This window comes from Caulobacter sp. P1_D6 (assembly GCF_056406095.1).
Genome location: NZ_JBFUAW010000059.1, coordinates 22,128 through 34,819, shown reverse-complemented (window position 1 = coordinate 34,819; position 12,692 = coordinate 22,128). Strand labels below are relative to the sequence as shown.

The window sequence follows — 12,692 nt, the reverse complement described above, 5'->3', positions numbered from 1 at the left end:
CCACGGCGGCGGCGTCGGCGGCCGGAGCGGCCGGCGGCGCGACCGGCGCGGTCACGGCGGCGTCGGTCTTGGCGGCCGGAGCGGTCGAGGCGGTCTTGGCCTTGGCGGCGGCTGCAGCAGCGGCGGCGAGTTCGGCGGCCGAGACGGCCGGGGCTTGCGGCAGGTCGAGGGCCGGAACGGTGTCGGCCGCGTCGGTCGCCAGGGCGGCGGCGGGAACGGCCGTCTCTTGAGTCTGTGCGTCCGAGGCGACGACCGGCGCGAAGGCCGTTTCGGTCGTTGCGGCCTGGGCGGCGGGCGCCGCGCCGGTCACGTCGGCGTCGACGACGGGCTTGGACGCCTCGACCGTCGGGGCCTGCATGGCGGCGATCAGGGCGGCGGCGGCCAGGGCCGCGGCTTCGGCCTGGCCGGTGGCCGCGTCGGCGGCCTGGCCGTCGGCGGCGACGGTGGTGTCGGTCTGGTCCTTGCTGTCGGTCTTGGTCTCGGCGGCCGGAGCGTCCGAAGCCTTGTCGTCGGCCTTGGCGACGTCGGCCGTCTTGGCGGGCGCCTTGGCGTCGGCGGCCTTGTCCGAAGCGTCGGCGGCGCGATCGGCGGCCTTGGCGCTGGAGGTCTTGTTGTCCTGCGCGCGGTCGGCGGCCTTGTCGGCGGCGGCGGCCTTGTCGGCGGCGGCGGCCTTGCCGGCGTCCCGCGTGGAGGCCTTGTCGTTCGAGGCGTTCGCGCTTCCCGTCTGGGCCAGCAGCGCGCCGAAGCCTTCGGCCGCGTCCTTGTCATAGCCGCCGGCGGGAGCCGGGGCCGAAGGCAGGACGGAAGCGGGAGCAGCGATCGCGGTCATGCGTCGATTAGGTCCACGGAGGATGGCGGCCCGGAGAGGACACGCCTTGATCCGGACTTCCCTGAGCAACCGCCGGGCCAACTCGAGAATTCAAACTAACTAACTGTTTTTATTTATATTAATCTTGCGTTTACGACTTCGGATAGGCCGACCACGGCGCTTTTTGCCGGGCTAAACTTGGTTAATGCGACCAGGCTTGCCGCGTCGTCGCGCCCCACCCCGAGTTGGCGCCCTCCTTGCGCATACGTTCTTGTCGCTCGCTCGACGTCAGGAACGAATTGCCATGCATTTCAATGGCTTGCACATCGCCGAAGGGGTCGAACCCCACAACGCCCGGCAGTTTTCGCCGGGCAAGGTCGCGTCGTGCCGTTCGTGGTTTGCCGAGCAGGCCGGAGAATAGACCATGTCGTTGAACACCATCTTGAACGTTGCGACCTCGGGGATGATGGCGGCCCAGACGGGCCTGCGCGTCGTTTCCGACAACATCGCCAACATCAACACCGCCGGTTACGTCCGCAAACAGATCGCCCAGTCGAACCTGGTGTCGAACGGCATGGGCGTGGGCGTCAACATCGACGCCATCAAGCGGGCCACAGACAAGTTCATGGCTGCCGCCAGCCTGAACGGCGCTTCTGACTCCGGCCGCACGGGCGCGATCGCCACGGCCATGGACAACGCCCAGAAGCTGTTCGGCGACCCCACCACCACGAACAACTTCTTCGCCACCCTGGACGACGTCTACGCCGCCTTCTCGATGGCGGTGGACGATCCGTCCTCGACCCTGCTGCGCAGCAGCGCCGTGACCAAGGTCGAGGACTTCCTCAGCGAGAGCAAGCGCATCACCTCGTCGCTGTCGAGCCAGATCAAGGACACCGACAACCGCATCGGCGCCGACGTCGACCGCGTCAACGACCTGCTCAAGCAGATCGACGCCCTGAACGTCGACATCACCCGCGCCAAGATGTCGGGCGCCGACGGCACCGGCTCCGAGAACGTCCAAAGCGGACTGATCAACGAGCTATCGACCTACATGAACGTCCAGGTCAGCGACCGCGCCAACGGCGGCGTCACGGTGCGCTCGGCCGAGGGCGTCACCCTGGCCGGCAACGGCCCCGCCACGGTCACCTATAATCAGTCGGGCCCGGCCAACGGCTATCTGACCGTCGTCACCGCCAACAGCGGCGGCCAGGTCATGCCGCTGGCCGTCACCAACGGCGAGATCCAGGGCCTGCTGCAACTGCGCAACCAGGAACTGCCCAACCTCTCCGACCAGCTGGGCGAGTTCGTCAGCCGCGCGGCCGAAGAGCTGAACCGCGCCTCCAACGCCTCCAGCTCGGTCCCCGCGCCCAACAGCATGACCGGCAAGGACATCGGCCTGGACGCCAACACCGCCTTCGCCAACTTCACCGGCAAGACGACGATCGCCATCACCAACGCCGCCGGCGCCGTCGTCCAGCGCGTCGACGTCGACTTCGGCCCCGGCCCGGGCGCCGGGACCATGACCGTCAACGGCGCCGCCGGCCCGACCTTCAACAACACCAACTTCATCGCCCAGCTGAACACCGCCCTGGGCGGCACGGCCACCGCCGGCTTCACCAACGGCCAGCTGAGCCTGAACGCCACGGCCGCGACCGGCGGCGTCGCCATCGTCGACGACGCGACCACGCCGTCGACCAAGGCCGGCAAGGGCTTCAGCCAGTTCTTCGGCATGAACGACATCATCCGCTCGGACGGCTACTCGCCCTACGAGACGGGGATGATCGCCACCGATCCCAGCGGCTTCACGCCCGGCCAGACCATCACCCTGCGCCTGACCGACACCGACGGCAGCCGCATCCGCGACATCCAGGTGGCGATCCCGACCGGCACCGGCTCGATGCAGGAAACCATCGACGCCCTGAACTCCCGCAACTCGGGCGTGGGCCTGTACGGCACGTTCTCCCTGGGCTCGAAGGGCGAGCTGACCTTCGCGGCCAACGGGGCCACGCCCGTCACCCTCTCGGTGGTCGAGGACAAGACCCAGCGCGGCGCCGGCGGCCCGTCGCTCAGCCAGCTGTTCGGCGTTGGCATGAGCGAGCGCAGCACGCGCGGCGGCCTGTTCAAGATCGATCCGGCCATGGAGGCCAATCCCGCCAAGCTGCCGTTCGCCAAGCTGGACCTGACCGCGGCGGCCGGGACCCCGGCCCTGGCGGTCGGCGACGGCCGCGGCGCCCTGGCCCTGGCCAAGGCCGGCGACAGCATCGCCGCCTTCGCCAACGCCGGCGACACGGCCGGCTCCAAGAAGAGCGTGCTGTCCTACGGCGCGGACTTCAGCGGCTCCATCGCCCGCAAGGCCAATTCCGCCGCCAGCCGCAAGGAAGCGGCCGACTCCGTCAAGACCGAGGTCGACGCCCAGCGCCAGTCGCAGGAAGGCGTCAACCTGGACGAGGAGCTGGTCAACCTGACCACCTATCAGCAGGCGTTCAACGCCTCGGCCCGCCTGATCCAGGCGACCAAGGACATGTTCGATGTCCTCACCAATATCATCTGAGGTTAAGCCATGACCCGCGTCTCCACCTCCGGCAACTTCGGCGTTATGACCAGCAACCTGATGCGCGCGCAGGTGCTGCAGAACATCGCCGGCGAGCAGGTCTCCAGCCAAAAGAACGCCACCGACCTGAAGGGCTACGCCAAGAACGCCGAGGTCCTGACGGCCATGAAGACAGCCCAGGCCAAGGTCGCCGGCTTCCTGGACCAGACCACCCGGGTCACCAACCGCCTGGACGTCCAGGACATCGGCATCGGCCAGATCTCCGACGCCACCCAGGACGCCCGCGACGCCATCGCCAACGCCATCGCGGCCGGCAGCGCCGAGACCCTGATGCAGCAGATGACCGGCGCGTTCGGCGACGTCGTGCAGGGGCTCAACAGCAAGTTCAACGGCCGCTACGTGTTCGCCGGCGCCAAGTCCGACACCGTGCCGACCAGCGCCACCAAGATGGCCGACCTCACCGCCGGCCCGCCGATCGCCACGCTGTTCAAGAACGACCAGTACATCACCAGCAACCGCATCGACGACACGACCTCGGTCAACACCGGCCAACTCGCCGACAAGCTGGGCACGGGCGTCTACGGCGCCTTCCAGCAGGTCCAGGCCTATGTCGACGCCAACGGCCCGTTCACCGGCAAGCTGACCCAGGCCCAGAGCGACTTCCTCAAGGGCCTGCTGCCAGTCTTCGACGGCGTCAAGACGGGGCTGGTCACCGCCCAGGCCCAGAACGGCCTGAACCAGAAGCGTTTCGAGACCGCCCAGACCGAGCTCTCGGACCAGTCCGACACCCTGACCACCATGGTCGGCGGCATCACCGACGTCGACATGGCCGAGGCGATCACCCGCCTGGAATCGGCCAAGCTGGCCGTCCAGGCCTCTGCCCAGGTGTTCGCCAGCCTGCAGAACTCGTCGCTGCTGAACGTGCTGAGGTAGGGGCGGCGTCAGCCGCGACACCCGCAACCTCGCAAAACCGGCCTCGAACCGCTATATGGCCGCGATGGACGCCGACACCGCTCTCTTCGCCACGACCACCTCCGCCCTCGACCGCGCCGTCGAACAGGCGCGCGAGGCTGTCGGCCTGCCGGTCGGGACGCGGATCGTCGCGGCGATGTCCGGCGGCGTGGACTCCACCGTCACCGCCGCCCTGCTGGCCAAGGCCGGATACGACGTGGTGGGCGTCACCCTGCAGCTCTACGACCACGGCGCGGCGATCGCCAAGAAGGGCGCCTGCTGCGCGGGCCAGGACATCATGGACGCCCGCATGGCGGCCGAGCGGATCGGCATCCCGCACTACGTCCTGGACTACGAAAGCCGCTTCAAGGAGCAGGTGATCGAGGAGTTCGCCGACGCCTATCTGCGCGGCGAGACGCCGATCCCCTGCGTGCGCTGCAACCAGACGGTCAAGTTCCGCGACCTGCTGGACGTGGCCCGCGACCTGGGCGCCGAGGCCATGGCCACCGGCCACTACGTGCAACGCAGCTTCGCTGCGGGGGCCAATCGCCCCCAACTGCGCAGAGCCGCCGACCCGACCAAGGACCAGAGCTACTTCCTGTTCGCCACCACGGCCGAGCAGCTGGACTTCCTGCGCTTCCCGCTGGGCGGCATGGACAAGCCGACGGTGCGGCAGGTCGCGGCCGAGCTCGGCCTGGCCATCGCAGACAAGCCCGACAGCCAGGACATCTGCTTCGTGCCCGAGGGCAAGTACACCACGGTGATCGACAGGATACGTCCTCAAGGGGCTTTGCCCGGCGACATGGTGCACATGGACGGCCGCGTGCTGGGCCGCCACGAGGGCGTGACCCGCTATACGATCGGCCAGCGCCGGGGCCTGAACATCGCCGTCGGCGATCCGCTGTTCGTGGTCAGGATCGACGCCGACAAGCGGCAGGTGATCGTCGGCCCGCGCGAGGCCCTGCTGACCCAGGCGCTGTCGCTGAAGGAAGGCAACTGGCTGGGCGTCGAGGACAGCCTGGAAGCGGCCGCCGCCGCCGGCGCGCCGGTGCTGGCCCGCGTGCGCTCGACCCGCGAACCCGTCCCGGGCCGCCTGGCCCTGGTCCCAGGTCCCAATGGGGGTGAGCCGCGCCTGGTGTTCGACGTGCTGGAAGAGGGCGTCGCCCCCGGCCAGGCCTGCGTGCTGTACGACCCCGCCGACCCCGAGCGCGTGCTGGGCGGCGGCTTCATCGTGGCGACCGAGCGCGCGGCGATCTAGGCCGCCGCGGCGCGGGGGTTCGACTCGCGATGACCCACACCCCAAAATTGTATTGCAGCGCTTAAAACACGCGAGCGCGCCTCTCCGCGCGCGCCGCCTTGGAATGCCTTGAAAAGCAGCAAAATCTCGCGTCACACGCGATTATTTGACAATCCTGATAAAAACCAGCGTTCGAAACGGGACGCTCAGCAAAATAATCGCCGGTTACAATGAATTTTCACGCCGTAAGCGAGTGACATACGAAACTTTTGTGGCATGTAGACGTATCTACTGTGCGTTCGCGCCAAGTTTTTGACGCGATTGTAGAATTTGGAGTTGAAGGCCGATGGCTACCGCCGCCTACACTTACAAGCGCCACCATGATCGTCACGTCTCGCTGACCAAGCTGACGGTGATCCTGGCCAATCTCGCACTGTGGGCCACCGCGATCGTCGGCCTGGCGCTGGTCGCCCGCTGATCTAGTCGACGCCCTGTTCCTCGCGGAACAGGCCCTGGACCGCGTACAGACTCGCCACCTTCAGATCCACCAACACCGACCATCGGACCACATAGTCCAGCTCGGCGCTCCAGGACGGCTCGCCCTCGCTCGCGCGGGGCCAGATCATCCCCGGCCGCGCCTCCAGCCGCCTGGCGTAGTCCGGCCGCCCCTGGCTCAGGCAGGCGTACTGCGCCGGCGAATGCGGCCTGGGCCCGATCAACGACATGTCGCCGTCGATGACATTGACCGCCGAGGGCAGGTCGGTCAGTCCGGCCTGCCACAGCACGCGATCGAACACGCTCTCGCGCTCGACCGGCTGATGCAGCCGCCAGCGGGCGAAGATCCTGCCGCCCAGGCCCACGGTCTGCTCGCGCTCGAAGATCGGCCCGCCCCGACTGCATCGGATCGCGGCGATCATCATCAATCCGATTGGCAGGAAGAACAGCAGGACGAGGATCGCGCCCAGCACGTCCAGCACCCGCTTGCACACGCTCGCGGCGGGCCCAACCGCGCCGACCCGACCCATGACTTCACTCAACGCGGACCCCACTGCACTCAGGGCGCCCCCGCCCGAGCGCCCCCTTTGGGATTAGGCGCTCGAAGGCTCAAAACGTCCGGACTAAGTCGGGGTTCCGACCCTTTTTCGACCTTCCACAGGATCGTCGGAAGTTCGCCCTGAAATCGGCGCTCGCGAACGGACGCCCGCGCTAGGTTCCCAGTCCGACCCCAAGCGGACCTTGCTGATCGCTGGCGCGGAGCAATGCGAGCGGTTATGTCAGAGCTTGAGCAAACGGCTTTGAGTGATGATGTCAGCCTCGCCTAGCGAGCGATTTTGGTCGCGCAGGAATATGCTGCTTTCGGCGCTTGCATTGGCTGGCACGTCGGCGTGTCGCCCGACGCTAAAGACTGACACCGGCCATATAGTCCCGGAAAACGAAGTCGAAGTCGCACTTGTTGCCTCTTCCCAGGGGCGGGCGGTGCTTGGCAAGGGCCTGCTTAGCGTCCTTCCTGCGGCGCGCATTTACCTCGTGACGCGCAAGGACGCGCTCACGAAAAATGGCGAACTCCGAGATAACTCGCAGGTCATCTATTTGACCGAGACGGTGAAGGGACGAGAAGCCATGGCGCTCTTCACGAGCGAGCGGCGTATCATCGAGCGGTTTGGAGCGGGCGTGCCGTATGTCTTCATGCCCGGAATAGAGGCGCTCAGACTTGCGAAAGGGCTGCCGGTTGTAATCAATCCGGGGTTATCGCCTTCAGCCTTCATCAAGGCGCAGGATGTCGTGAGGGTCGTCAAGCACATCGAGCGTAGGGAAAGACCCTACAGCGAAGCCTAACATCTGGACGTCCGCCAACCACCCTTCACGGACGTCGACATCGTCTGTTCCTGGAAGCCCTCGGGCGCGGCGTTCCGTAAGGCTCAGACGATCTCGTCAAAGCTCATGCCGATCTTGAACAGGCAGTAGCCGGTCTCGTCGACCAGGCGGGCCACGTCGGGATTGGTGTCGGCGCGCTCACGGACGCGGGTGAAGCGCCAGTCGGCGGGATCGGTCCCGGCCGGAAACCCCGCCCCATCCCCCGTCCCCATGTCCGCCGTCACCAGCCGGTAGGCCGGCTTGGCGCGATGGACGTGGAAGCGGTAGCTCACTCGGCGGCGATCCTGACCGAGGCCTCCAGGGCCTCGCCGACGGTCAGGGCCTGTTCCTCGTGGATCACCCGGGAAAGGTCGCGGCCGTCGACGATCTCGCCGCAGGCCTCGCAGGCCAGCTTGGGATGGAAGTCGTGGCCGCAGGTCTTGTGCACGAAATGCACCGGCCCCTTGCCCAGGCCGTAGACGTGCTGGTCGCCCCACTCGGCCATGGTCAACAGCACCGGCGACAGGGCGCGGCCCTTGGGGGTCAGCACGTATTCCTGGCGCGGCGGGCGTTCCGAATAGCGGCGCGGCTCGAGCACCCCGTGGGCCACCAGGCTCTTGAGGCGGGCGGCCAGGACGTTGCGGGCCACGCCCAGGCGTTCCTGCCACTGCTCGAACCGTTTCACGCCCTGGAAGGCGTCGCGGAGGATCAGGAGGGTCCACGGATCGCCGACGACCTCGAGGGTGGCGGCGATGGCGCAGCGTTCGTTGGTGTAGTCAGCGGTGCGGCCCATCACGCGAAGGTGAAGCCTTCCGCCGGGGAATGCAAGGGTTGCTTTTGCAGACCGACGGCAGTAGGTTTTTTATAGCAATTGACTCTCTCGGTTGCGCACTGCGGGTCGATGGCGGGAACATCCGCATACCGCCATCGCCCGCTTTTTGCGCGAGACCCTTGCGCCCGACGCGCCGAAGAGGGTTTATTCCGCCGCAAAATCCCCAAGGGTGGAGTTCAAGCATGTCCAGCGCCGATCCCGTCGTCATCGTCTCGTTCGCCCGCACGCCGATGGGCGGCTTCCAGGGCGCGCTGGCCGGGGCCAAGGCCACCGAGCTGGGCGCCGCGGCGGTGAAGGCGGCGATCGAGCGGGCCGGCGTCTCGGGCGACCAGGTCGAGCAGATCTTCATGGGCTGCGTTCTCCCTGCCGGCCTGGGCCAGGCCCCCGCCCGCCAGGCCGCCGTCGGCGCCGGCCTGCCCCTCTCGGTCGAGGCCACCACCGTCAACAAGATGTGCGGCAGCGGCATGCAGGCCGCGATCATGGCCCACGACGCCCTGGCGGCCGGCAGCGCCGAGATCATCGTGGCCGGCGGCATGGAGAGCATGACCAACGCCCCCTACCTGCTGACCAAGCACCGCTCGGGCGCCCGCATCGGCCACGACCAGATGATGGACTCCATGTACCTGGACGGGCTGGAGGACGCCTACACCCCCGGCAAGCTGATGGGCGCCTTCGCCGAGGACAGCGCCGCCACCTACCAGTTCGGCCGCGAGGCCATGGACGCCTACGCCGTCGCCGGCCTGGCCAAGGCCAAGCAGGCGATCACCTCGGGCGCCTTCGACGCCGAGATCACCCCGGTGACCATCACCACCCGCAAGGGCGTCGAGACCGTCACCCAGGACGAGCAGCCGCTGAAGGCCGACGCCGCCAAGATCCCGACCCTGCGCCCGGCCTTCGCCCGCGACGGCGGCATCACGGCGGCCAATTCGTCCTCGATCAGCGACGGCGCCGCCGCCCTGGTGATGACCCGCGAGAGCGTGGCCAAGCGCTTGGGCCTGCCGATCGTCGCCCGGGTGGTCAGCCACGCCGCCCACGCCCACGAGCCTGGCCTGTTCACCACCGCCCCGGTGCCGGCCATGAAGAAGGCGCTGAAGAAGGCCGGCTGGGAGGTCGCCGACGTCGACCTGTTCGAGGTCAACGAGGCCTTCGCCGTGGTCGCCATGATCGCCCAGCAGGAGCTGGGCATCGATCCGGCCAAGCTGAACGTCAACGGCGGCGCCTGCGCCCTGGGCCACCCGATCGGCGCCTCGGGCGCGCGCATCCTGTGCACCCTGATCTCGGCCCTGCAGGCGCGCGGCGGCAAGAAGGGTCTGGCGTCCCTGTGCATCGGCGGCGGCGAGGCCACCGCGATGGCGGTGGAGCTGGTTTAGGGCGCATCCACATCAGCGCCTGAGACGAAAACCTCGTCCTTCGACAGGCTCAGGATGAGGTTTTTCTACTGCTCGGGCCTGTAAAAAGGTCCTCATCCTGAGCTTGTCGAAGGACGAGGACCTCGCACCGAGCGTCAATATTGATCGCTCCTACCCGCCCGAGACCGCCTTGGTCAGCAGGTTGATCCGCCGGCCGCCGGGCATCTCGACGTCGCCGCCGCTCCAGCCGGCGGGACAGGCCCCCGACCACTCGGCGGTCATGTTCATCTTGTGCTCGCCGTTCATCGCCGGCTGGGCCGCGCCCGTGGTGGTGCTGGTGACGTCCATCACGTAGCGGGTGTTGAAGTCGCCGGCGACGTGGATGGTGCTGTCGGTCTGGCCGGCCGGACCCATGTCGCAGGCCGAGACCACCGTCCAGCCGCCGTCCATGCCGCGCGTCATCGACTTGCGCTGGCAGCGCTTGTCGTCGCCCTGGGTGTCCAATCCCATTTTCTCGTCGCTGGTGTCGTCGACGCAGAAGCGGAAGCTGCGCGTGAAGCCCTGCGCCTTGAGGGTCATGGTCTGGGTCCACAGGCCCGGCTTGCGCTTGGGCCAACTGGTCGGGGCCGGGGCGGTGGCGGCCGGCGCCGTCGCCGCGGCCTCCCCCGTCGCCGTCGCGGCCTTGGGCGCTTGCGCGGTCCCGGTTCCGGATTTCTGGGTTTCGGACTTCTGGCCGCACGCGGCCATGGCCGCCAAGGTCCCGAACGCCACAAACACCATTAGAGCCCGCATCGCCCACCTCGCTCGCGCGTTAGCCCCCCAAGCAGCATCACCCCTGGCGCCGCGCGCCGTCCAGCCCATATCGGAACCATGACCGACGCCTTCAGCCACAACCCCGCCAAGAGCCGCTACGAACTGGAAGTCGACGGGCGCATCGCCTTCGCCGACTACCAGCGCAGCGGCCACCGCCTGGTCATCCCCCACGTCGAGGCCGATCCCGCCCTGCGCGGCACCGGCGCGGCCGGCCGCCTGATGGGCAAGGTCGCCGAGACCGCCCGCAGCGAAGGGATGAAGATCGTGCCGCTGTGCAGCTACGCCTCGGCATGGCTGAGGCGGAACGATCCGGAGATCATCGCCTAGGATCCGCGCGGGGACACGCACAAGTGCATGTCCCCGGCTCTAGTTCTGCTCGGCCAGCCAATCCCGGAACACCCCCAGCGCCGGCGTGACCGCCCGCGACTTCAGCCAGGTCAGCCAGTACATCCCCGACCCGACCTCCAGGGCGAACGGCCGCACCAGCCGGCCCTGCTCCAGGTCGCGGGCGAACATCATCGACGGGGCCAGGGCCACGCCCGCCCCCTGCATCGCCGCCTCGACCATCACCCACGAGCTGTCGAACACCGGCCCGCGGATCGGCGGCGGGGTCAGGCCGGCGGCGGCGAACCAGTCGGGCCAGTCGTCGGCGCGGTAGCTGCGCAGCAGGACCTCCGAACCCAGCGCCTCGGGCGCCTTCAGCCGCTCGGCGACGGCCGGCGAGCACAGCGGCGTCATCGGGGCGGCGAACAGCGGCATGGCCTGGGTGCCATGCCAGGCCCCGTCGCCGAACCGCACGGCGCAGTCCAGCCCCTCGCCGGCGATGTCGATGCGGTTGTTGTTGGTGAACAGGCGCAGGTCGACGAACTGGTGGGCCTCGCGGAAGGCCGGCAGGCGCGGCAGCAGCCAGCCCACCGCGAAGGTGCCCACCACCCCGACGCTGAGCACCTCCATCACCCGGCCGGCCGAGAACCGCTCCAGCACGTCGCCCATGCGGTCGAAGCTGTCGCGCACCGTCGGCAGCAGGGCCAGCCCCTCGTCGGTCAGGGCCAGGCCGCGCGRCAGGCGGCGGAACAGGCTCGCGCCCAGCCGCTGCTCCAGGCCCTTGACCTGATGGCTGACGGCCGCCTGGGTCACGCACAGCTCGATGGCCGCCCGCGTGAAGCTCAGATGCCGGGCCGAGGCCTCGAAGGCCCGCAGGGCGTTGAGGGGCAGTTGCGCGCGGCTCATCTCGACACCCAAAATTTTCTAGGGTTTGCGCCGAAGTATCATCGTTTGATCCGAGGGTCACCCGTCGCCCATCTTGCGGGCCATGGAGGACCTGATGATCGACAGACGCCAAGTATTAACGGCCATTTCCACCCTGCCCGTCCTTTCCCTGGCCGGCCCGGCCGCCGCGGCGGCGACCGCGCGGCTGACCAGCGGCATTAGCCGGGGTATCGTCGCCCTGGAGGTCCGCAGCGGCGGCCGGCTGGGCGTGTCCGTGCTCGATACGGCCGACGGCAAGGCCTTCGCCCATCGCGGCGACGAGCGTTTCGCGATGTGCAGCACCTTCAAGGCCCTGGTCGCGGGCCTGGTGCTCAAGCGGGTGGACCAGGGCCTGGAGCGGCTGGACCGCCGGATCCCGTACGGCAAGGAGGTGCTGATCGCCCACTCGCCGGCCACCGAGAAGCACGTCGGCGAGGGCATGACGGTGGGGGCGCTGTGCGAGGCGACGATCACCCTCAGCGACAACGCCGCCGCCAATCTGCTGCTCGACACCTTCGGCGGCCCCAAGGCCCTGACCGCCTTCCTGCGCGGCCTGGGCGACAAGGTCACCCGACTGGACGGCTACGAGCCGGGCCTGAATGTAGTCAAGCCGGGCGAGATCCACGACACCACCTCGCCCAACGCCATGCTGGCCACCCTGCGCGCCCTGACCCTGGGCGGGGCCCTGTCGCCGGCCTCGCGCCAGCAGCTGATCGCCTGGCTGGTCGCCAACCAGACCGGCGACAAGCGCCTTCGCGCCGGCCTGCCCGCCGGCTGGAAGGTCGGCGACAAGACCGGAAGCTGGGGCGACGACAAGGTCGGGACGACCAACGACATCGCCGTGATCTGGCCCTCCGGCCAGGTTGGGTCCGGCCGCCCGCCCCTGCTGATCACCACCTATCTGAGCCGCTCCATGCTCGACAACGACGGCCGCAACGCCGTGATCGCCGAGGTGGCGCGCCTGGTCACGGCGGCGGGCTTTGGATCGTAGGAGGTCGAATACAACCTCAAGGGCGCGGCGATGAGCCGCGCCGCAAGCCACTGTTCTT

13 protein-coding genes and 1 pseudogene are annotated in these 12,692 nt (G+C 68.4%); 8 read left to right on the top strand and 6 right to left on the bottom strand.

The window, feature by feature from the left end; genetic code table 11:
* A pseudogene (locus tag AC1DYP_RS23600) lies at positions 1-829 on the bottom strand (flagellar hook-length control protein FliK); the annotation flags it as partial.
* A gap of 403 nt (positions 830-1,232) precedes the next feature.
* On the opposite strand from AC1DYP_RS23600, the gene flgK reads away from it, so the two are divergent.
* The 4 genes from flgK to AC1DYP_RS23580 all read left to right on the top strand — a co-directional run bounded on the left by flgK (position 1,233) and on the right by AC1DYP_RS23580 (position 6,025).
* Entirely contained in the window at positions 1,233-3,359 is a 2,127-nt protein-coding gene (gene flgK / locus AC1DYP_RS23595; RefSeq protein WP_477048386.1) for a flagellar hook-associated protein FlgK, read from the top strand.
* A gap of 9 nt (positions 3,360-3,368) precedes the next feature.
* The gene (locus AC1DYP_RS23590; RefSeq protein WP_477032514.1) at positions 3,369-4,292 is read left to right on the top strand and encodes a flagellin; all 924 of its coding nucleotides are present in this window, start codon (positions 3,369-3,371) and stop codon (positions 4,290-4,292) included.
* Positions 4,293-4,347: 55 nt separating this feature from the next.
* Entirely contained in the window at positions 4,348-5,568 is a 1,221-nt protein-coding gene (gene mnmA / locus AC1DYP_RS23585; protein ID WP_477048385.1) for a tRNA 2-thiouridine(34) synthase MnmA, read from the top strand.
* A gap of 325 nt (positions 5,569-5,893) precedes the next feature.
* Positions 5,894-6,025, top strand: coding sequence for a hypothetical protein (locus AC1DYP_RS23580; protein ID WP_477032517.1), 132 nt, complete (start codon positions 5,894-5,896; stop codon positions 6,023-6,025).
* A 1-nt stretch (position 6,026) separates the two neighbouring features.
* On the opposite strand, the gene AC1DYP_RS23575 is transcribed toward AC1DYP_RS23580, so the two are convergent.
* A complete protein-coding gene (locus AC1DYP_RS23575; RefSeq protein WP_477048384.1) occupies positions 6,027-6,584 on the bottom strand; it encodes a sugar transferase in 558 nt (185 codons plus the stop codon).
* Positions 6,585-6,894: 310 nt separating this feature from the next.
* Between AC1DYP_RS23575 and AC1DYP_RS23570 the strand changes: the two genes are divergently transcribed.
* Positions 6,895-7,383: an SseB family protein gene (locus tag AC1DYP_RS23570; protein ID WP_477048383.1), complete on the top strand. Its 489-nt coding sequence runs from the start codon at positions 6,895-6,897 to the stop codon at positions 7,381-7,383.
* A gap of 83 nt (positions 7,384-7,466) precedes the next feature.
* Here the strand turns inward: AC1DYP_RS23570 and AC1DYP_RS23565 are convergent, their stop codons facing one another.
* Both AC1DYP_RS23565 and AC1DYP_RS23560 read right to left on the bottom strand, forming a co-directional pair.
* A complete protein-coding gene (locus AC1DYP_RS23565; RefSeq protein ID WP_477048382.1) occupies positions 7,467-7,694 on the bottom strand; it encodes a hypothetical protein in 228 nt (75 codons plus the stop codon).
* The gene (locus AC1DYP_RS23560; RefSeq protein WP_477032521.1) at positions 7,691-8,194 is read right to left on the bottom strand and encodes a winged helix-turn-helix transcriptional regulator; all 504 of its coding nucleotides are present in this window, start codon (positions 8,192-8,194) and stop codon (positions 7,691-7,693) included. Before AC1DYP_RS23560 ends, AC1DYP_RS23565 begins: the two co-directional genes overlap by 4 nt.
* A 221-nt stretch (positions 8,195-8,415) precedes the next feature.
* Here AC1DYP_RS23560 and AC1DYP_RS23555 point away from each other — a divergent pair, with 221 nt between their 5' ends.
* Positions 8,416-9,603: an acetyl-CoA C-acyltransferase gene (locus tag AC1DYP_RS23555; protein WP_477048381.1), complete on the top strand. Its 1,188-nt coding sequence runs from the start codon at positions 8,416-8,418 to the stop codon at positions 9,601-9,603.
* 150 nt (positions 9,604-9,753) lie between these two features.
* Here AC1DYP_RS23555 and AC1DYP_RS23550 read toward each other — a convergent pair whose 3' ends face one another.
* The gene (locus AC1DYP_RS23550) at positions 9,754-10,362 is read right to left on the bottom strand and encodes a DUF3617 domain-containing protein (protein WP_477048380.1); all 609 of its coding nucleotides are present in this window, start codon (positions 10,360-10,362) and stop codon (positions 9,754-9,756) included.
* A gap of 90 nt (positions 10,363-10,452) precedes the next feature.
* On the opposite strand from AC1DYP_RS23550, the gene AC1DYP_RS23545 reads away from it, so the two are divergent.
* Positions 10,453-10,722 (top strand): GNAT family N-acetyltransferase, encoded by a 270-nt coding sequence (locus AC1DYP_RS23545; RefSeq protein ID WP_477032523.1) that lies wholly within the window; start codon positions 10,453-10,455, stop codon positions 10,720-10,722.
* A 39-nt stretch (positions 10,723-10,761) separates the two neighbouring features.
* Here AC1DYP_RS23545 and AC1DYP_RS23540 read toward each other — a convergent pair whose 3' ends face one another.
* Entirely contained in the window at positions 10,762-11,625 is an 864-nt protein-coding gene (locus AC1DYP_RS23540) for a LysR substrate-binding domain-containing protein (RefSeq protein ID WP_477048379.1), read from the bottom strand.
* A gap of 94 nt (positions 11,626-11,719) precedes the next feature.
* Between AC1DYP_RS23540 and bla the strand changes: the two genes are divergently transcribed.
* The gene (gene bla / locus AC1DYP_RS23535; protein WP_477048378.1) at positions 11,720-12,634 is read left to right on the top strand and encodes a class A beta-lactamase; all 915 of its coding nucleotides are present in this window, start codon (positions 11,720-11,722) and stop codon (positions 12,632-12,634) included.
* Positions 12,635-12,692 lie beyond the last annotated feature (58 nt).

Bases quoted from the DNA above. Each gene is read 5' to 3' on its own strand.
- AC1DYP_RS23555 (WP_477048381.1), top strand. From the start codon at position 8,416: ATGTCCAGCGCCGATCCCGTCGTCATCGTCTCGTTCGCCCGCACGCCG.
- AC1DYP_RS23570 (WP_477048383.1), top strand. From the start codon at position 6,895: ATGCTGCTTTCGGCGCTTGCATTGGCTGGCACGTCGGCGTGTCGCCCG.
- AC1DYP_RS23560 (WP_477032521.1), bottom strand. From the start codon at position 8,194: ATGGGCCGCACCGCTGACTACACCAACGAACGCTGCGCCATCGCCGCC.
- AC1DYP_RS23590 (WP_477032514.1), top strand. From the start codon at position 3,369: ATGACCCGCGTCTCCACCTCCGGCAACTTCGGCGTTATGACCAGCAAC.
- AC1DYP_RS23580 (WP_477032517.1), top strand. From the start codon at position 5,894: ATGGCTACCGCCGCCTACACTTACAAGCGCCACCATGATCGTCACGTC.
- mnmA (WP_477048385.1), top strand. From the start codon at position 4,348: ATGGCCGCGATGGACGCCGACACCGCTCTCTTCGCCACGACCACCTCC.
- AC1DYP_RS23545 (WP_477032523.1), top strand. From the start codon at position 10,453: ATGACCGACGCCTTCAGCCACAACCCCGCCAAGAGCCGCTACGAACTG.
- bla (WP_477048378.1), top strand. From the start codon at position 11,720: ATGATCGACAGACGCCAAGTATTAACGGCCATTTCCACCCTGCCCGTC.
- flgK (WP_477048386.1), top strand. From the start codon at position 1,233: ATGTCGTTGAACACCATCTTGAACGTTGCGACCTCGGGGATGATGGCG.
- AC1DYP_RS23550 (WP_477048380.1), bottom strand. From the start codon at position 10,362: ATGGTGTTTGTGGCGTTCGGGACCTTGGCGGCCATGGCCGCGTGCGGC.